The organism is Acidovorax sp., assembly GCF_046314175.1.
Taxonomy (GTDB): Bacteria; Pseudomonadota; Gammaproteobacteria; order Burkholderiales; family Burkholderiaceae_C; genus Acidovorax.
On sequence record NZ_JBKBXG010000033.1, the window covers coordinates 25,044 to 43,923 of the forward strand.

At 62.4% G+C, this 18,880-nt stretch carries 18 protein-coding genes and 1 riboswitch; of the genes, 4 read left to right on the forward strand and 14 right to left on the reverse strand.

The genetic code is table 11. From position 1 onward, the window contains the following. Positions 1-3: 3 nt before the first annotated feature. The 3 genes from ACK4OE_RS11465 to ACK4OE_RS11475 all read right to left on the reverse strand — a co-directional run bounded on the left by ACK4OE_RS11465 (position 4) and on the right by ACK4OE_RS11475 (position 3,936). On the reverse strand, positions 4-603 hold the full coding sequence (locus tag ACK4OE_RS11465; RefSeq protein WP_409884934.1) for a bifunctional adenosylcobinamide kinase/adenosylcobinamide-phosphate guanylyltransferase: 600 nt from the start codon (positions 601-603) through the stop codon (positions 4-6). Further along, positions 600-1,967 carry a cobyrinate a,c-diamide synthase gene (locus tag ACK4OE_RS11470; protein WP_409884935.1) on the reverse strand — a complete coding sequence of 456 codons (1,368 nt, stop codon included), beginning with the start codon at positions 1,965-1,967 and terminating at the stop codon, positions 600-602. The genes ACK4OE_RS11465 and ACK4OE_RS11470 overlap by 4 nt, the downstream gene beginning before the upstream one ends. Positions 1,968-2,064: 97 nt before the next feature. Then, positions 2,065-3,936 (reverse strand): TonB-dependent receptor domain-containing protein, encoded by a 1,872-nt coding sequence (locus tag ACK4OE_RS11475; RefSeq protein WP_409884936.1) that lies wholly within the window; start codon positions 3,934-3,936, stop codon positions 2,065-2,067. A gap of 82 nt (positions 3,937-4,018) precedes the next feature. Then, positions 4,019-4,256: riboswitch (cobalamin riboswitch) on the reverse strand. Between the two features lie 36 nt (positions 4,257-4,292). Between ACK4OE_RS11475 and ACK4OE_RS11480 the strand changes: the two genes are divergently transcribed. The 3 genes from ACK4OE_RS11480 to ACK4OE_RS11490 all read left to right on the forward strand — a co-directional run bounded on the left by ACK4OE_RS11480 (position 4,293) and on the right by ACK4OE_RS11490 (position 6,166). After that, positions 4,293-4,520, forward strand: coding sequence for a DUF904 domain-containing protein (locus ACK4OE_RS11480; protein ID WP_409884937.1), 228 nt, complete (start codon positions 4,293-4,295; stop codon positions 4,518-4,520). Further along, the gene (locus ACK4OE_RS11485; protein WP_409884938.1) at positions 4,517-4,876 is read left to right on the forward strand and encodes a cell division protein ZapA; all 360 of its coding nucleotides are present in this window, start codon (positions 4,517-4,519) and stop codon (positions 4,874-4,876) included. The genes ACK4OE_RS11480 and ACK4OE_RS11485 overlap by 4 nt, the downstream gene beginning before the upstream one ends. Positions 4,877-5,350: 474 nt before the next feature. Then, complete coding sequence (locus tag ACK4OE_RS11490) at positions 5,351-6,166, forward strand: sulfite exporter TauE/SafE family protein (protein WP_409884939.1); 816 nt, start codon at positions 5,351-5,353, stop codon at positions 6,164-6,166. Positions 6,167-6,200: 34 nt separating this feature from the next. Here the strand turns inward: ACK4OE_RS11490 and ACK4OE_RS11495 are convergent, their stop codons facing one another. The 4 genes from ACK4OE_RS11495 to hemN all read right to left on the reverse strand — a co-directional run bounded on the left by ACK4OE_RS11495 (position 6,201) and on the right by hemN (position 12,443). Continuing rightward, positions 6,201-8,645 (reverse strand): EAL domain-containing protein, encoded by a 2,445-nt coding sequence (locus ACK4OE_RS11495; protein WP_409884940.1) that lies wholly within the window; start codon positions 8,643-8,645, stop codon positions 6,201-6,203. Continuing rightward, a complete protein-coding gene (locus ACK4OE_RS11500; protein WP_409884941.1) occupies positions 8,642-9,940 on the reverse strand; it encodes an HD-GYP domain-containing protein in 1,299 nt (432 codons plus the stop codon). Before ACK4OE_RS11500 ends, ACK4OE_RS11495 begins: the two co-directional genes overlap by 4 nt. Positions 9,941-10,176: 236 nt before the next feature. Further along, positions 10,177-10,896 carry a sulfite exporter TauE/SafE family protein gene (locus ACK4OE_RS11505; protein WP_409884942.1) on the reverse strand — a complete coding sequence of 240 codons (720 nt, stop codon included), beginning with the start codon at positions 10,894-10,896 and terminating at the stop codon, positions 10,177-10,179. Positions 10,897-11,060: 164 nt separating this feature from the next. Further along, positions 11,061-12,443, reverse strand: coding sequence for an oxygen-independent coproporphyrinogen III oxidase (hemN, locus tag ACK4OE_RS11510; RefSeq protein ID WP_409884943.1), 1,383 nt, complete (start codon positions 12,441-12,443; stop codon positions 11,061-11,063). A gap of 198 nt (positions 12,444-12,641) precedes the next feature. Between hemN and fnr the strand changes: the two genes are divergently transcribed. Then, positions 12,642-13,364 carry a fumarate/nitrate reduction transcriptional regulator Fnr gene (fnr, locus tag ACK4OE_RS11515; RefSeq protein ID WP_409884944.1) on the forward strand — a complete coding sequence of 241 codons (723 nt, stop codon included), beginning with the start codon at positions 12,642-12,644 and terminating at the stop codon, positions 13,362-13,364. Positions 13,365-13,411: 47 nt separating this feature from the next. On the opposite strand, the gene ACK4OE_RS11520 is transcribed toward fnr, so the two are convergent. The 7 genes from ACK4OE_RS11520 to ccoN form a co-directional block, all read right to left on the reverse strand. Further along, positions 13,412-13,708 carry a hypothetical protein gene (locus tag ACK4OE_RS11520; protein WP_409884945.1) on the reverse strand — a complete coding sequence of 99 codons (297 nt, stop codon included), beginning with the start codon at positions 13,706-13,708 and terminating at the stop codon, positions 13,412-13,414. A gap of 66 nt (positions 13,709-13,774) precedes the next feature. Further along, entirely contained in the window at positions 13,775-14,047 is a 273-nt protein-coding gene (locus tag ACK4OE_RS11525) for a FixH family protein (RefSeq protein WP_409884946.1), read from the reverse strand. Positions 14,048-14,120: 73 nt separating this feature from the next. Further along, positions 14,121-15,566 (reverse strand): cytochrome c oxidase accessory protein CcoG, encoded by a 1,446-nt coding sequence (gene ccoG, locus ACK4OE_RS11530; protein WP_409884947.1) that lies wholly within the window; start codon positions 15,564-15,566, stop codon positions 14,121-14,123. A 79-nt stretch (positions 15,567-15,645) separates the two neighbouring features. Continuing rightward, complete coding sequence (ccoP, locus tag ACK4OE_RS11535; protein WP_409884948.1) at positions 15,646-16,560, reverse strand: cytochrome-c oxidase, cbb3-type subunit III; 915 nt, start codon at positions 16,558-16,560, stop codon at positions 15,646-15,648. Between the two features lie 27 nt (positions 16,561-16,587). Continuing rightward, positions 16,588-16,725 (reverse strand): cbb3-type cytochrome oxidase subunit 3, encoded by a 138-nt coding sequence (locus ACK4OE_RS11540; protein ID WP_409884949.1) that lies wholly within the window; start codon positions 16,723-16,725, stop codon positions 16,588-16,590. A 15-nt stretch (positions 16,726-16,740) separates the two neighbouring features. After that, positions 16,741-17,382 (reverse strand): cytochrome-c oxidase, cbb3-type subunit II, encoded by a 642-nt coding sequence (ccoO, locus tag ACK4OE_RS11545; RefSeq protein WP_409884950.1) that lies wholly within the window; start codon positions 17,380-17,382, stop codon positions 16,741-16,743. 21 nt (positions 17,383-17,403) lie between these two features. Then, positions 17,404-18,843, reverse strand: a complete 1,440-nt coding sequence (ccoN, locus tag ACK4OE_RS11550) for a cytochrome-c oxidase, cbb3-type subunit I (protein WP_409884951.1) — start codon at positions 18,841-18,843, stop codon at positions 17,404-17,406. Positions 18,844-18,880 lie beyond the last annotated feature (37 nt).

Below are 18,880 nucleotides of genomic sequence, written 5' to 3' on the forward strand. Positions count from 1 at the left end.
CTTTCAAGGTGTTTTCAGAGTCAATGGCAATCCGGCCGCCATCAGGGTGACGCGGGGGCACACCTGCGCCACCTGCTGGTTCAACATGCCCAAGGCATCCACAAACGCACGCACCTCGCGCCCCATCGGGATGACCCCCAGGCCAATTTCGTTGCCCACCAGAACAACGGGGCCAGGGGATTTCCGAACCGCTACTAAAAACATAGCTGCTTGCGCTTGCCAATCAAGCGCTAGAGCCTGTTTTTGTTCAAAACTCATGGCTTCAGCGCCCATGGGCATGCTCCAGTGGGTGAGCCACAGCGTGAGACAGTCCACCACCACCAGGGTTTGCGGCGTGCTGTGCAAAGCGACGGCCGCTGCCACGTCGTACGGCTCTTCCACCGTCTGCAAGCCGGGCACACGGTCGGCACGGTCGCGCTGGTGGCGGGCGATGCGCTCGCGCATCTCATCGTCCCAGGCCTCCCCTGTGGCGATCAGCACGGCACAGCGGTCACCTGACTGAGCCAGCCAGTCGCGCGCCAGCAGTTCGGCGCGGCGTGACTTGCCGCTTTTCTGGCCACCCAGGATGAGTTCAGTGGTGATGGGGTTCTGCGCAACGGTCATGCCGAGACTCCGCCAAGCAGCTGCGCTACCGCCTCAGGGCTGGAAGGGAACCAGGCATGAAAGTAACTGGCATGGATGCTGCCTTGCTGGTACAACGCCTCGCCAGCGTCGGGCGCAGCTGCCTCGTTGGGGCGGCTCGTACGGGCCACCACCGGGGCGCTGCTGGCGCTGGTCGAATAGTGAAACGTATGGCCGCGCAGGATGTGCCCCGCCACGGTCAGCTGCTGCGGCCCCAGCGCCGCCAGGCGTTTTTGCATGGTCACATTGCCGGGCAGCAGGCCCCACAGCGGAGCCGTGTCGCTGTCGGCCAAAGTGATGGATTCAAACAGCGCCATCATGCCGCCGCACTCGGCCCACAGCGGTTTGCCTGCGGCCACGTAGGCGCGCAGGCTGGCTTGCATGCGTGTATTTGCGGCGATTTGCGACGCGTGCAGCTCGGGGTAACCGCCCGGCAGCCATACCGCATCGCAATCGGGAACCGCTGCATCGTTCAAGGGCGAGAAGAACACCACCCGTGCGCCCATCTGCTCCAGACATTGCACGTTGGCGGCGTAGATAAAGCAGAACGCGGCGTCTCGCCCCACCGCCACCGTACGGCCTGCCAGCAGCGGCGGCACGGCTGCAGCCAATGCGGGCGCCGGAAAGTCCACGGCCCAACGCTGCAGGTCATCGGCCGACATCTGCCCCAGGGGCGTAGCCGCCAGCGCATTCGCTGCGGCGTCCAGCCGTTCCATGCTGTCGGCCAGTTCATGCGCTGCGACCAAGCCCAGGTGCCGCTCGGGGAGCAGCGCAGCACCGGCCTTGCCAGCAAGAGGCGCTGCGTCAAAAGGCACCCGCATCAGCGCGCCCATCCAGTCGTCGGCGTCGTGCAGGCCATCACGCAGCATGTCGGCGTGGCGCGCGCTGCCCACGCGGTTGGCCAGCACGCCCGCCCAAGGCAGACCAGAGCGGTAGTGGCGCAGGCCAAATGCCAGCGCGCCAAAGGTACCCGCCATGGCCGATGCATCCACCACAGCGAGCACAGGCACACCAAAGTGTTGTGCCAAGTCCGCAGCGCTCGGGGTGCCGTCGAACAGGCCCATCACCCCTTCAATCAAGATCAGGTCCGAAGACTGCGCTGCCTCATGCAAGCGCTGGGCGCAGTCCGCCTCACCCGTCATCCACAGGTCGAGCTGATGCACCGGGGCGCCACTGGCCAGTTGGTGCCAGTGCGGGTCCAAAAAGTCCGGCCCACACTTGAACACCCGCACCCGCCGACCCTGGCGCGCGTGCAAACGCGCCAGGGCCGCAGTAACGGTGGTCTTGCCCTGGCCCGAGGCCGGGGCAGCCACCAGGATCGCTGGGCAACGCGCTGGGGTGACCATTCTTCTTCCTCTCTACCTCTCTCTGAAAACAGATGCTGCGTCCCCTTTGGGGGCAGCAGCGATACGCAGTGCTGGAGCGTGGAGGCCACCATCACTTTCACTGTGGCGCCCACTTCACACCGAGGTATGCGACGCGACCCTGCGTGGCATAGGTGCGTGCCAACTCGTAGTTCTTGTCTGCGGCGTTGTCCAAGCGCGCCAAGAGCGTGAAATCGCGTGCAATGCGGGTGCTGGCGTACAGGTTGACCAAGGCATAGCCCCCCAGCACGTTGGTGTTGGCTGCGTTGTCAAACCGGCGGCCAGACGCTTGAACCTCTGCGCCCACTGTCCATCCGGCAACCTGGGTGTCGGCGCCAAAAGTACCGTGGCGCTTGGAGCGGCGGGCCAGCTGCTTGCCCGTGGCCAGATCGCGCGGGTTTTGCAGGTCGATCGAACCCCGCAGTTGCACCGAGCCCAGACGGTGCGAGCCAGCCAGCGTCACGCCTTGGTATTCGGCGCGCGCGGTGTTGGTGTAGCAACCGAAGGTCGATGGGCAAGGTCCGGCCGCACCAAACGTGATGAGGTCTTGCACGCGATTGCGGTAGGCCGTGGCCGAGAAGCTGCTGGTGCCAGCGGCCCAGCGCAGGCCGACCTCGACATTGCGGCTGCTTTCAGGGTTGAGCGAGCCGATGCCGTATTCGCTGAAGCGCTGGTACAGCGTGGGCGCACGGAAGGCCGTGCCTACCGATGCGGTGGCACGCCACTGGGGCGCAAAAGCGTAGCCATACGCCAGGCTGCCAGTGCCCTTGCCGCCGAACTCGCTGTCCGAATCGTGGCGCACATTGGCCTGCAGGGTGTGGCCGCCTGCGCTGTAGCCGTAGCCCAGTGCAATGGCATTCTGCGAGCGCTGGCGGTCGATGGGGGCGTTTTCGAGGTTGTCTTCACGGCGCTCTAGAGCCGCCGTGACCAGATGCGCACCTTGACGCCATTCGTTCTGAAAGAGATAGCCACGCAGGTGCGTGTCGCTCAGGTAGATGGACGGTTTTGTCTCGTATTTGTCGCGTGAATCGGTAACCTGCAGGCGGGTCTTGTACTGCGTGGTCCACTGCGCCTGCCAGTTCAGGCCCAGCGCATGCACCTTGTGCATGTTGCGGTCGTCATTGACCGGACTGGTGTCGTAGCCACTGTCCATGTCGCTCACCAGCAACGTGCCTTCCAGGCGGTGCGTGGCATTGATCTGCAAGCCCAGCCGTGCGTTGGCCGAGGTGCTTTCGTAGCCATCACGGTCCGGGTTGGCGGTGGCAATGGTGCGGGCGTTAAAGCCCTTGCTTTCTTCGCGCGCAATGCCCAGCGCGTAGTCGATGGTGCCGCTGGCTCCGCTGATGCCAGCTTCCAGCTTGCGGGTGCTGTGCGTGCCGATGCCTACGCCCACATAGGGCGCTACGCCGTTCTCACCGCGCTTGGTGAAGATCTGCACCACGCCGCCCATGGCGTCTGAGCCATACACCGCGCCAGCAGGGCCGCGCAGCACTTCAATGCGGTCAATCAATGCCAGCGGAATCGACTCCCACGCAGCGCCACCGGTGGACTGCGAATCCATGCGCACGCCGTCGATGTAGACGGCAGTGAAGCGCGATTCAGCCCCACGAAGAAACACGCTGGTGGTGGTGCCGGGGCCACCATTGCGCGAGATTTCAATGCCGGGCACGCGCGCCAGCACGTCGGCCAGGCCGGTCGCGCCGCTGGTTTCAATGGTCTCCCGATCCAGCACTGTCACGTCGGCCACCAGGTCGGACAAAGGCTGGGCCGTGCGGGTGGCCGTCACCACAGTTTCGGTCAAGGAGGGTGCGCGCAGGTTCTGCGCCAGTTGCATGCTGCCATCGCTCTGCTGAGCATGGGCCGAACAAGCGCCCACCACGGCAAAAGCGATCAGGGCGGGACGCAGGCACGGGGGCGCAGCTATGCGCGCACGAGGTGTACGTATATTCATGGGGATCATCGTCAACAAACAAAGCCCGAGCTGGCCTCCCCGCCAGCAAATGGGTGACACGGCTGCGCTGCCCAAAAAAGGCGCACGCAGCCACCGTGTTGGCCGGTATCCGGGCTGGCGGAACACCCCCCAATGCCTTCCCATGCGCTTGTTCAAGGCACACAGTGGCGTATGGATGGAGAGAGAATCAAGTGATTCGTCCGCTGACCGTTGCGGGGGCAGCGCAGGCTGGGTGCGCCATGTTTGGCGCATCCTCCCTGCTTCCCGTTGAACTGCGGCATGTGAACCACACCGCGAGCACCAACAGCGGGATTTTACGACCGTTTACCCCACCCAACCCTACAATCAGCGGCTGTATGGCAACACCATTCACCCCCGACCAGATCGCCGAGCGCGTTGAACGCCTGCTGGTGCGCCACGCAGAACTGCAACGCACCAATGCGCTGCTGACCGACCAAGTGGCTGCGCTGACGCATGAGCGGGACTCGCTCAAATCGCGCCTGAGTGCAGCCCGCGCCCGCGTGGATGCCCTGCTGGAGCGCCTGCCCGCGGTGGCCCCCGCCGTCACGAAAGAATCCGAATGAAGCAAATCGAGGTGCAGATACTGCAGCAAAGCTACCTGCTGACCTGCCCCGAAGGCCATGAAAGCCGCTTGCTCGACGCGGTGGAGCGCGTGGACACGGCCATGACGCGCATCCGCGACGCAGGCAAGGTTCGCTCGCGTGAGCGGATTGCGGTGCTGGCTGCGCTGAACCTCGCTTTTGAAATTGCTGACCGCGAAGCCGCAGACCTCGCGGCCGGAGCAGCGGTCCAGCGCACCACACCGGCGACAGGCAGCGGCGCGCAGGAGTCTCTTTTGCCCGATGGTGACAACCAGCGCCTGGAGGCGCTTGTAGAACGTCTGGACCAAGCACTGGGCGACGACGGTCGACTGCTCTAAACAAGCGCGAAGAACGTGCCTCGTTCACGTTCTGAAGACAACTCTGTTGCGTGAGCAGCCCTGCAAACCCTGTGTGCGCGGCACGGAATTCATTCACCCGACAGCACGGCGCGGACTTGCGGTCTTTACATGCCCCCACACCTGCAGCCAGTGTCGTCAGAGCCTACAATCGACGCGTCTGCGGTGCCGCCGGGCTTAATATTTCCTTGAACCAATGCTCAACGAGCTCGGGCTTGGTACATCGCCTTGGCGAGCGTGATCATCTCGCGTTAGATGAACCCAACGCCAGGCTGCCCTCGCCCACCTGAACCCCGGTTCAGGATGAGGGTCCGGTGGCATTCGCAGACACCTTCTTTCTCATGCCCCTGTCACCGCTTTCACTTGCCGCTGCAGCACTGACAGGGCGCATCGCACCTCGCGCGTTCTTGCAATCTCCCGCGCCTCGTTTCGTTTTTTCATCTCTCTTTTTTCACCATGCTGGATCCTCTCCTGATCGTTGAACTCGGTGTGCTCGGACTTGCGACGGGCTTTCTGGCTGGTTTGCTAGGCATTGGCGGCGGCATGCTGCTGGTGCCGTTCCTGACTTATATCCTGGGCGGGCAGCAGGTGGCGCCAGACCTGGCGGTGAAGATGGCCATTGCGACATCGATGGCAACCATCATGTTCACATCAATCTCCAGCGTGCGTGCGCACCACAAGCGCGGCGCCGTGCAATGGGGCATCGTCAAGCGCCTGGCGCCTGGCATCGTGCTGGGCGGCATCATTGCCAGCCTGGGCGTGTTTGCGCTTCTCAAGGGTTCGTTCCTGGCGATCTTCTTCGGGTTGTTCGTCAGCTTTTCGGCCACGCAGATGTTTCTGGACAAGAAGCCTGCACCTGCACGGCAGATGCCTGGCGGCGCCGGCCAGGTGGCGGCAGGTGGTGTGATCGGTTTTCTGTCGGGACTGGTGGGCGCTGGCGGTGGCTTTGTCAGCGTGCCGTTCATGACCTGGTGCAACGTGCCCATTCACTACGCAGTCGCTACCAGTGCCGCGCTCGGGTTTCCGATTGCTCTGGCCAATGTGGTTGGCTATGTGATCAGCGGGCAGAGCGTTACCGGCCTGCCACCCGCCTCGCTGGGCTATATCTGGCTGCCTGCACTGGCGGTGATTGCGACCTGCAGCGTGCTGACCGCACCTTTGGGTGCCAAGGCCGCGCACAGCCTTCCGGTCAAACAACTCAAGCGTGTCTTTGCGTCGCTGCTGTTTGGGTTGGCCGCTTACATGTTCTGGAAAGGCATCATGGCGGCCTGACCAAGGCAGGCAACGGTTCCTCCGCTTGCCTGAATCAGGTCTTCAAGGGACTGCGCTTGCCCTGCGCCTTCAGCGGCAAGGGCTTGCTGAGCAGGGCGCGAAACTGTTCAGCGGGCAGGCCCGGCGCACACAAGAATCCCTGGTAGTGGTCGCAGTGCATTGTCTGCAACACTGCTTGCTGGGTTTCCGTTTCCACGCCTTCCGCCACCACCTCGATGTGCATGGCGCGGCCGATGCTGATGATGGCGCTCACGATGGCTCGGTCGCCGTCGTCGTCGGGCAGACCACGCACGAATGACTGGTCGATCTTGAGCTTGTGAATAGGCAGCTTCTTGAGGTAGGCAAGGCTGGAGTAACCGGTGCCGAAATCGTCAATGGCCAGGCCGATGCCCAGGTCTGCCAACACGCGAACGCGCTGCTCCATTTCCTGCGCGTCCTGCAGCAGGATGGTTTCCGTCAGTTCCAGCTCCAGCAAAGTGGGCGGCAACTGGTGCACGGCGAGCAGCCTTGTGATGCGCTCCACAAAATCAGGCTGCCTGAACTCCAGCGCCGACACGTTGACCGAAATCATGATGGGCGTGCCGCTGTGCATCCACACCGCAGCCTCCCGCACCGACTGCTCCATCACCCATGCGCCCAGGGTCACGATGTAGCCGGACTCTTCGGCCAGCGGGATGAAATGCGCGGGCGACACCGCGCCAAACTCGGGGTCGGTCCAGCGGATCAGCGCTTCGGCGCCAGTGATGCGTCCGGTCGCCATGTTGACTTGGGGCTGGTAGTGCACGGCCATGCGATGCAAGCCCAGCGCCTGCCGCATGGCGTGCTCCATCTGCATGCGCGACAGCAGGTTGGCGTTCATCTGTGGCTGATAGAACCCATAGCTGCCGCGGCCTCGCTCCTTGACGCGGTACATGGCGGTATCGGCCTGCTTGATGAGGTCGTCCAGCGTAGCGCCGTCTTGCGGGTACAGCGCCATGCCAATGCTGCACTGGATGGAGAAGCCCATGCTATCGAGCGTGAAGGGCTTGAGCATGTCGTCCAGAATGCGGCGCGCCACGCTCTCGGCCACCACCGCGTCGCCACCATGGAGGTAGATGACGAATTCATCCCCGCCCAGGCGGCACAACATGTCGGTCTGGCGCAGGCAGGTCTGCAGGCGCTCTGCCACCAGTTGCAGCACGCGGTCACCAAACGGGTGGCCGAGCGAGTCGTTGATGATCTTGAAACGGTCCAGGTCCAGGAACAGGATGGCAAAGCCGGTGTCGGTCTGACGCGCGCCCTGGATGGCGGTGTCCACCCGCTGGGACAGCAGCAGACGGTTGGGCAGCCCCGTGAGAACGTCGCTATAGGCCAGTTCTTCGATGCGCTTTTGCGCGGCATGTTGCAGCGTCAGGTCGCGCATGAAACCAATGCTCTGCACCAGGCGCCCCTCGTCATCCCGCAAAGCCACCCACGACAGCTGCACAGCGCAATAGGCGCCGTTGTCGCGAGGTAGCCAAAGCTCACCCTCCCAAAAGCCTTCATCGGCCCAGCCTTGAAGCACCTGTTCCATAAAGGTGGCGTCCGACCCGCCCCCAAAGAGCGAGGCAGCCATGGAGCCCTCAAACGCCTTGGCAGACGGACCAACCAGGCGTTCGCAGCCGGGGTTCATGCGCAGCACCCGGTGCTGGCTGTCGGCGATGAAGATGGCGTCCAGGCTGGACTCGAACACGCGCGCCGCAAGGCGCAGGCTGGCTTGTATTTCAGTCTGCCGTGTGATGTCGCGGTATGAGTACACCCGACCCACCGGCCTGCCCTGGTTGAACTGCGGCACGGTGCGCATCTCCAGCACCAGCCCACCAAGCAATTCCACAATGTCCGTGCTCTCAGCCATGGGCTCGCGCGCAATGGCAGCCAGACGCTCGGCATAGTGGCGCGCATCGACCACCTGGCTGGCCATGTGCTCGTAGACTGCGGCATCGTCACGCTCCAGCAGGCGGTTGCGCGGAATGCTCCACAACTGCGCCAGCCGCTGGTTGAACGCGCGCACGCGGCCGTCCAGGCTGCACACCAGCATGCCGTCTGCCGCAGAGTCCAGCGTGGCGCGCAACTCGGACAGCAAGGTTTCCAGTTCGCGCTCGGTGGCGTCCTGCACACTGCGGTCCAACATGGTGAGCATGAACACCGTGTCCGCCTCGGCCCCATGCGGCACGCGGGTGACACGCCGGTCTACCGGCACCAGCACCCCGTCGGCCCGCAGCAGGCTGGTGTGCGAATGAATACCCGCTGCCACTACATCTGCAGGCTCGCTCCAATAGGCCTGGTCTTGCGGTGTGGCCGCCAGGCTGAAAACAGGCGCCCCCACCATGGTGGACAGCGGCAAGCCTGCCAACCTCTGCGCGGCGTCATTGGCGTGCAGAATGATCAGACTGCCTTCATCGACCAGCCAGACAGCTTCCTGCAGCCCGTCCAGCCACGCGTAGGGTTGCCTATCGGTCACGCATCCGCCTCGTCAGGACCGGGGCTGGCCGCTCGCTCAAAAAAGTAACAGATGCGCTGCCGGGGAGAGAGATAGTCCAGCGCGTCGCGCGGCAACTGGGCCGGCTTGAGGCTGCGGCGGATGCCCAGCTCCGGCACCGTTTCCAGGTCAAGAATCGGCGCCTCGTCTTTAGGAACCCGCGAGTCGTGAACAATCACCTTGGGACGCAAGGGCCGCGACGAGTTGACGGACGCAACGATGGCGTACCGGTCATTGACCAGCTGGACGATGGAGCCCGGTGGATACACCCCCATCATGCGGATGAAGGCGCCCAGCACCACCGAATCAAACCGCGACTTGAGCTGCGCAAAGATAACCGACAGAGCCTCGTGCGGCGTGAGCGAGTCCACGCCAATGGAAGGATTGCACATGCGGTCGTAGCGGTTGACCAGAGCCAGCACTTGGCTACTGCGCCCCAAGGCGGGCCCGGACAACCGCAGGGGAAACCCGCTGCCGTCGGCCATTTCATGGTGTTGCGCAATAGCGGTCAGCACCGAATCGGGCAACCCCATGCGCATTGCAAACGCCACCGACTCACCCACATGCGTTTCGTACCGGGACCGCTCCCTCGGAATCATCGATGGCGTGGGTTGCCGCAAATTCGGGGGCAGGTTGAGTTTGCCCAGGTCATGGATCAGCGCTGCCACGCCCAGGTCGTGCAGCTCGACACTTTTCATGCCCAACGAGCGGCCGAGCAGCAGGGAGATCACCATCACATTGATGGGGTGCAGGGCGTTGCGCTCGCCCACCCCTTCCGACAGCAGGCGGATGACCGAGTCGCCGTTTTCGAGCAGCTCTGTCACACAGCCCGACACCAGGGCGTCGCCCTTGGTGCGCGCCTGGTCGGGGTGTTCGGACACCGCACGCTCCAGTAACTGGTATTGCCGGGTGGCCTCCGTAAAACGCTGGTTGCAGACCGCCAGCGTGCGATTCTGGGCTTCGAGCAGCTCGCGGCGGCGCACGGCTTCGTGGTCGACAGGTGCATTGACAACCGGCGCGTCGAGCCCGTTGGACACCGGCATGTCCATGGCGGGAACGCTCCAGGCGGCGGGCACCAGCTCTTTCAGGTCCGGGTCACTTTTCTTGGGGACGTAGCGCACCTCGGTGAGTCCGAGCTCTCGCAAGGTTGCGATCTGGTCGAGCGAAGCCACCCTGAAGCTACTCACCGGGAAAGGATGGTGCATCCAGCCCACATCGAGCTGGATGTACATGCCTACACGCAGTTGGCTGATGTCGATGAGGATGGATGAGTTCACTTCGAGAGCACACGTAACACGGAGACTTCAATGCCACCAATGGTTACACACATTATCCCCAGTTCAGAAGACGGTCTGAGGAAGCACCTGTGACACCCCGGCGGCGAGGCAGCAGTTGTGTGACATCCTCTGCGCTGGCACGCTCCGTGCTTGTCAGGGAAAGCACTTACGCAATGCAACCTACCGCAGGTCACCCTGCACAGTGCCATTCGGGTTGATTGCCCAACAGCCGATACTCAACGGCACCAGAGGGACGGCTTGTAGATCAGGTCCATCCACAGCGCCCAAGCGGCCACAGCGCAGAGCAAGCCCCCCGCGACGCGCGTGCCCCATTGCGAACGGGCGGCGTCCAGGCGCCCCTTGAGCCGACTCCACGCCCAGGGGCCGCTGACCAGCCACAGCCCGCTGCCAATGCCAAACAAGGCCATGGTCAACGCCCCTTCCACAGGCCCGCCACTGAGGGCGGCCACCAGCAAAGCGGAATACAAGAGACCGCACGGCATCAGCGCCCACAGGAAACCCGCTCCCAGCACGCCCGCTGGCGAGCCCACCAGAGGCCTCACACGACCCCACACGGCGCGCCCAGCGTTTTCTACCCACGCGGGCTGGCGTGACTGGACCATCATCATCAGGCCCCAGGCCATGACGGCAACATGCATCAGAGTCCAAGCGGGTCGAAAGGCCGTGGTTCGCTGTGTGAGCCACGCCAGGCTGTCCATCGCCAAGGCGGCCAGGGCGCCCGCTGCCGCATAGCCAGCCAGTCGGCCCACATGGAAAGCCGCCGTCCGTCGCATCACGCCGCCTCGGGGCACCCAGTGCACGGTCTGCGCGCCGCCATCCGCAGGCGCACCGCCTTGCCCGGCCAGGACGCTGCAAGGCGCGGCGCACATGACCAAGCAGTGAGATCCTCCGGCGAGCCCCATCAGCAAAGCAGTCCAGGCAAGCGTTGCAAGCATCTAGAGATGAATAAAAAGGGAATTGAATGGCACAGAATTCAAAAAAGATAGCTGCTAGCGCTTGTTTTCATTGGTTTTCATGCATAAAACGATGTAGAACCTACTAGATACAAGCGCCACCAGCTACTCTTTTGGGAGCAATCTGCACCTCTGCAGCATCGCCGTCAGATGATGCGCGAAAACCGCGCGCGGTTGCGATCTGCCTGGAGGTACCGATCAAAGAGCATGGCAATGCCGCGCACAAAGAACCACCCCGTGGCAGTCACCTCCACACCGTCTGGGCCCAGGCACACCAGCCCCTGCTCTGCCATGTCTTCCAGTTGCGCCAGCTCGTTAGCGAAATACTGGCGAAAGTCGATCAGCCACGCTTGCTCCATGGGCTCAAACAGCAACTCGCCTTGGCACATCAACGCCATGATCACAGCGCGGCGCACCAAGTCGTCTCGGGTCAGGGCCAACCCGCGCACCACAGGCAGACGCCCTTGGTCCAAAAAGTCGTAGTAATCGTCCAGCGTCTTGGCGTTCTGGCTGTAGGTGGTGCCCACTCGGCCGATGGCAGACACCCCCAGGCCAATCAGATCGCAATCGGGTTGGGTGCTGTACCCCTGAAAGTTGCGGTGCAAGCGCCCCTGCCGCTTGGCCACAGCCAGGGAATCGGTGGGCAACGCGAAGTGGTCCATGCCCACATACACGTAACCCGCGTCCATAAACGCGTCGAGTGAGCGCGACAACATGGACAACTTGCCCGACGCCGTAGGCAACTCGGCCGGGACAATGCGGCGCTGGGGTTTGAAGCGCTCTGGCAGATGGGCGTACGCATACAGAGCGATACGGTCTGGCCGCAACTGCGCGACCTGCGCCAGTGTGCGGTCAAATGACTCCGGCGTCTGGCGCGGCAGGCCGTAGATCAGATCGACATTGATGGAATCAAACCCCAACGCACGCGCAGATTCCACCAAGGCGAAGACCTGCTCAGCGGGTTGCATGCGGTGCACTGCCTTTTGCACTTCTGGGTCGAAATCCTGTACACCAAAGCTCAGCCGGTTGAACCCCAGCTCTGCCAGCAAGGCCAGCCGGCCTGCATCGACCGTGCGAGGGTCCACTTCAATCGAATATTCCCCTCCCGGCGCCAGGGTGAAGTTGCGCTGCAGCATGGCCATCAACTCGCGCAGCCCGGCGTCTGACAAAAACGTGGGGCTGCCTCCGCCCAGATGGAGCTGGCTGACCACCTGGCCTGTGCCGCAATGCGCAGTGTGCAGATCCACTTCGCGACTAAGGTAGCGCAGGTACACCTCGGCGCGGTCGTGGTGTTTGGTGATGATCTTGTTGCAGGCGCAGTAGTAGCACAGCGACTCGCAAAACGGTATGTGCACATACAGCGACAGCGGCAGCGCCTTGGCCGTGGTGCCCAGGCGGCGCTGTTCCAGCGCAAGCACATAGTCATCCTGCCCAAACGCTTCGACAAACCGGTCAGCGGTGGGGTAGGAGGTATAGCGGGGCCCTGGCACGTCAAAACGGCGCAGAAGATCGGGCGTTACAGCAGTCATGGGCGAATATCCTTGCGTACACCGTGACTGTGCCGTAGGCTACCCCTACTGTCCTTGACCCACATCAAGTAACGATGCGGACCGAACGGCGACAATTTGATTCATTCTTGATTCACGTCAGTCGCCCACCGCAGCCCGGAGCGCCACCGCTCCGACCATCGGGCGCGATATGCTCGAAAACCAACCAGATCACGCGCAATGACCCCGCTCACCATCAAAGTCGCCTGCTCCAATTGCAACCTCAGAGAACTGTGCATGCCCGTCGGCCTGAGCGACGACCAGTTGCAGCGCATCGATGACATCGTGGCCGTGCGCCGCAAGATCAAACGGGGCAGCACACTGTTTCGCAATGGCGAGACTTTCACGTCGCTCTATGCCATCCGCACCGGGTTCTTCAAGACCTGCGTGGCCACCGAAGACGGACGCGACCAGGTCACCGGGTTTCAGATGGCCGGCGAGATCATCGGCCTCGATGGCATCGTGAACGACCACCACACCTGCGATGCCGTGGCGCTGGAAGACGCCGAAGTCTGCGTCATGCCGTTTGACCGCATCGAAGAACTCTCGCGCGAGGTCACGGCCTTGCAGCACCATGTTCACAAAATCATGAGCCGCGAGATCGTGCGCGAACACGGCGTGATGTTGCTGCTGGGCAGCATGCGCGCCGAAGAACGCCTGGCTGCCTTCTTGCTCAACCTGGTACAGCGCCTGCATGCCCGCGGGTTCTCGCAGTCTGAACTGGTGCTGCGCATGACCCGCGAGGAGATCGGCAGCTACCTGGGCCTGAAGCTCGAAACGGTCAGCCGTACGTTCTCCAAGTTTGTCGAAGAAGGCATCGTGGAAGTCAAGCAGCGGCATGTGCGCATTCTGGAAACCGATGCGCTCAAGCGCATCGTCAACAGCCAGCAGCCTTGCCACTGAGCCGCCACTCGTCGCGACCTGCTCTGCCCACCCAACACCCCTGGTGCTCAGTGGCAGGTGGGGTTGGTCTTGCGGCAGTCATCCGGCCGCTCAGCATCTGGCACCGGGCAGCGGTTGACCTCAAAGGGTGACATCGCAAGCATGGTGGTCAACGCGCTGGCTGCCGCGGTGATGGCCCAAAACACAAAAAATGCCAGCGTGTAGACGCCCTGGCGTGACAGCGCCAGCGGCTGGCCAAACCAGTGCAGATCCTGCGGATCCACCATGGCAAACACCAGCATCTCCAGTACACCCGCCATCAAAAAGGCGGGCCATGCAATCCACATCAGGCGTTGCGTCCACATACGGTTGTGTCTCCTTGCAGGGATTTCAGCGCTTTGCTGGTGGCCCGGTGTTGTGATTCGCTGGCTTTAACGAGGCTGGTCCTGCACTGGGGTAGCTGCATGGTTGCGACCCTTCATGGCCGGAGCAAGGCTCTTTTCCGGGTTCTCCAGCGTCTTGTTGATCTCGATACCCTGGCGGTAGTAGTCCTCCGCAATCACAGGGTCTGGGCGCGAGATTGCAAGCCACAGGGTGACAAAGCCGGCAACGATCACGATCGCCGGGCCAGAGATCACCAGCCACACGTGGCCAAACTTCCACCAGGGTGCGGACGGCGTCTCAATCGCGGGGGTCGATGGCATGGTGTGTACTCCTAAAAACGCTTCTAAATTAAATTCAGCAACGCCTTGAAAGGCGCCGCCCCTAGGTGCTCGCCTATCGCGGCACCAGAAACACAGACTTCTCGGACACATGGGCGGCGGCACCCAGGGCCTGGATATCAAACTGAACAGCGTGCGAGCCCGACGGTGCCGAGCCATATGGGATCTGCAAGCGCACCGCCACCCAGCGGGACTCGGCTGCACCAATATCCACTTCGGCATCAGACGCCACCTCAAGCCCCTCCAGACCGCGTGCGCTGATGCGATAGCGCTGTGCGCCTTCGGTCGCGTTCATGATCTGCAGACGGTAGATGTTCTCCAGCTTGCCACCGGCCACGATGCGCGAGAGCGCCGCGCGGTCGCGCACCACATCTACCTTGAGCGGAGTGCGCGTGACCAGGCTGGCCAGCATCGCGACGCACAACGCCACCAGCACTGCGGAATAGATGAGCACCCGGGGCCTGAGCACACGCTTAAAGATCTGAGCCTGGCTCCAGCGCTGGGCCACACCGTTCTGCGTAGAGAACCGGATAAGTCCCCTTGGGTAGCTCATCTTGTCCATGACGGTGTCGCATGCGTCCACACACAGTCCACAACCGATGCACTCGTACTGCAGCCCCTTGCGGATGTCGATGCCCACGGGGCAGACCTGCACGCACAGCGAGCAGTCAATGCAATCACCCAGGCCCTGCGCTTTGTAGTCGACGTTCTTCTTGCGCGGGCCGCGCATTTCACCGCGCTCAGGGTCATAGGTCACGATCAACGTGTCCTTGTCGAACATCGCGCTCTGAAACCGGGCGTAGGGGCACATGTACTTGCACACCTGCTCCCGCATGTAGCCCGCATTGCCATAGGTGGCAAACCCGTAGAACAGCACCCAAAAAATCTGCCAACTGCCCTGCCAGGCGAGCAGCTCGCCGCCCAGTTCGCGGATGGGCACGAAATAGCCGACAAAGGTAAAGCCCGTCCAGAGCGCCACGGTAAGCCATACGACTTGCTTGAGAAACTTCTTGCGAACCTTCTCAAACGTCCATGGGCCTTTGTCCAGTCGTAACCGGGCACTGCGATCGCCTTCGATCTTGTGCTCGATCCACATGAACATCTCGGTGTACACCGTTTGCGGACAGGCAAACCCGCACCACAGACGCCCCGCCACTGCCGTGAATAGAAACAGCGACAGCGCCGAAATAATGAGCAGGCCCGTCAGGTAGATGAAGTCCTGTGGGTACAGCACCAGCCCGAAGATGTAAAACCGCCGCGCGCCCAGGTCGAACAGCACCATCTGGCGCTGCCCCCACTCCAGCCACGGCAAGCCGTAAAAAACCAGTTGCGTGAGGAACACCATGCCCCAGCGCCAGCGTGCAAACAAGCCACTGATGGAGCGGGGATATATCTTCTTTTGCGCCTCGTACAACGAAACAATCTCGCCCTCGGACGAGGCATCTGCTGCAACGGGCGTAATCGGAATGACCTTGCGAGCAGGCTCGCTGGGTGGCTTCATGGTGGTGTCGATTCGTTGTACTGCGTGGGTGTCTTTTAAAAATCAACCGTGGGCAGCGACTGGCACTGCCCACGGTGGCTCAACGTGCCGCCTGTTTGTTGTTCGACAGGCCCCACACGTACGCTGCCAGCACACCGATCTGCGCTTCGGTCAGCTTGTCCACCTGTGCGGGCATTTCATTGACCTTGCCGTTGTTGATGATGGCGGCAATCGCCGTCTCACCCCAGCCATGCAGCCAGATGTCGTCCGTCAGGTTGGGAGCGCCCAGCGCGTGATTGCCCTTGCCGTCCATGCCATGGCAGGCGGCGCAGGCCCCAAATTTGGACTTGCCCAGCGACGCCCGCAATGAGTCGTGTGGGCTGCCCGAGAGGCTCAGCACATAGTGCGACAGATTGCGCACGTCTTCAGGCGTGCCCACAGCAGCCGCCATGGGGGGCATGTTGCCGATGCGGCCCTTTTCCAGCGTCTCACGGATCTTGTCAGGGGCACCGCCGTGCAGCCAGTCGTTGTCCGCCAGGTTCGGAAAACCCTTGCTGCCGCGGGCGTCAGACCCGTGGCACTGTGCGCAGTTGTTCATGAACAGGCGCTCACCGATGGCATGGGCCTGGGGGTCCACCGCGATGTCTTCGGGCTTCATGGAGGCGAAGCGTGCGTACAGCGGCTCCAGCTCAGTCTTGGCCTTGGCCATTTCAGCCTCGTACTCGCCCTTCTGTGTCCAGTTGAGCTTGCCGGTGAAGCTGCCCAGGCCAGGGTAAGCGGCCAGGTAGCCCAGGCCGAAGATGATGGTGATGACGAACAGCCACACCCACCAGCGCGGCAGGGGGTTGTTCATCTCGACCAGGTCCTCGTCCCAGACGTGGCCGGTGGTGTTGTCGGCGTTGGCGACTACCTTTTTACGGCCTGCTAACCAAAGCAGAATGCCGCAGGCAATGATGCCGCCCAGGGTCATCGTGGTCACAAAGACCGACCAGAAATTGCTGGTGAAGTCACTCATGGGGTGTTCTCGTTCTGGTGAAGGTCATCAATCTGTCTCGAAAGGCAGCTGGGCTGCCTCGTCGAACCGGTCTTTGTTGCGGCCTCTGTAGGCCCAGACCCAGATGCCGATAAAGCAGGCCATCGAAGCCAGGGTGGCCACGATGCGCATGGTGGTGATGTCCATGGGATATCTCCTTGGCTACTTGAGCGCGCGGCCCATGACTTGCAGATAAGCGATCAGGGCGTCCATCTCGGTCTTGCCCTTCACATCGGCAGGCGCCGCAGCAATCTGCTCGTCGGTGTAAGGCACGCCGACAGTGCGCAGCGCCTTCATGCGAGGAGCAACATCAGTGGGATCCACCAGGTTCTTTTCGAGCCATGGGTAGGCAGGCATGTTCGACTCAGGCACTACATCGCGGGGGTTGACCAGGTGGATGCGATGCCATTCATCGCTGTACTTGCCGCCCACACGGTGCAGGTCGGGGCCGGTGCGCTTGCTGCCCCACTGGAAGGGGTGGTCATACACAAACTCGCCCGCCACCGAGTAGTGGCCATAGCGCAGCGTCTCAGCGCGGAACGGGCGGATCATCTGCGAGTGGCAGTTGTAGCAACCCTCGCGGATGTACACGTCGCGGCCGATCAGTTGCACCGAGGTGTAGGGCTCCACACCCTTGACGGCCTCGGTCGTGGACTTCTGGAAGAACAGGGGCACGATCTCGACCAGGCCGCCAATGGCGATCACCAGCAGGATGAGCACGATCATCAGGAAGTTGTTGGTCTCCACCTTTTCATGGGTGAAACCGGTGGAGCCGGTAGAAGCAGATGTTTTTTTGTCAGACATGGGTTATCTCTCCTTCGAGGCTCAGGCGTGGGCCGCGTTCACAGCAGGAATTGGCACCTTGACCGAGCGACCCGAGATCGCTGTCATCCACACGTTCCAGGCCATGATCATCATGCCGCCAAGGTACAGAAGACCACCGGCCACACGGATCACGTAGAACGGATAGGTCGCCTTGACGCTTTCAACAAAGGTGTAGGTCAGCGTGCCGTCGGGGTTGATGGCGCGCCACATCAGGCCCTGCATCACACCGGCGATCCACATGGCGGCGATGTACAGCACGATGCCGATGGTGGCCATCCAGAAGTGCAACTCGATCGCCTTGATGGAGTGCATCTTGTCCTTGCCGAACAGACGGGGCACCAGGTAGTACAGCGAGCCCATCGAGATCAGGCCGACCCACCCAAGGGCGCCGGAGTGCACGTGACCCACGGTCCAGTCGGTGTAGTGGCTCAGCGCGTTGACGGTCTTGATGGACATCATCGGGCCTTCGAACGTGGACATGCCGTAGAACGACAGCGACACGATCAAGAAGCGCAGGATGGGGTCGTCACGCAGCTTGTGCCAGGCACCCGACAGGGTCATGATGCCGTTGATCATTCCGCCCCAGCTGGGCGCCAGCAGGATCAGCGAGAACACCATACCCACCGATTGCGTCCAGTCTGGCAGCGCGGTGTAGTGCAGGTGGTGTGGGCCCGCCCACATGTACGTGAAGATCAGCGCCCAGAAGTGAACGATGGACAAGCGGTAGCTGTACACCGGGCGACCCGCCTGCTTGGGGATGAAGTAGTACATCATCCCAAGGAACCCTGCGGTCAGGAAGAAGCCCACCGCATTGTGGCCGTACCACCACTGCACCATGGCGTCTTGCACACCGGCATAGGCCGAGTAGCTCTTCATGAAGCCTGCCGGAATGGCCGCAGCGTTGACCACGTGCAGCAGCGCCACAGCCAGGATGAACGCACCAAAGAACCAGTTGGCCACATAGATGTGCTTGACCTTGCGCACACCGATGGTGCCGAAGAACACGATGGCGTAGGACACCCAGACCAGCGTGATCAGGATGTCGATGGGCCATTCGAGTTCAGCGTATTCCTTACCCTGGGTGTAGCCCATGGGCAGGCTGACGACAGCCGCTGCAATGACCAGCAACCACCCCCAGAAGGTGAAGGTGGCCAACGGCCCGGCAAACAGCCGGACCTGGCAAGTGCGCTGCACCACGTAGTAGCTGGTGGCGAACAGCGCGCTGCCGCCAAAACCAAAGATCACCGCATTGGTGTGCAGGGGTCGCAGGCGGCCATAGCTGAGCCACGGAACGCCGAAGTTGAGTTCAGGCCAAGCCAGCTGGGCGGCGATGATGACGCCCACCAGCATGCCGACCACGCCCACGACCACGGCCAGAATAGAGAACTGCCTCACCACCGTGTCGTTGTAGTGCGCAGCCATTGTTTTTTGAGAATCCATCAGGCACCTCTTTTGTATTGCAGTAAGAGTTTGTTGC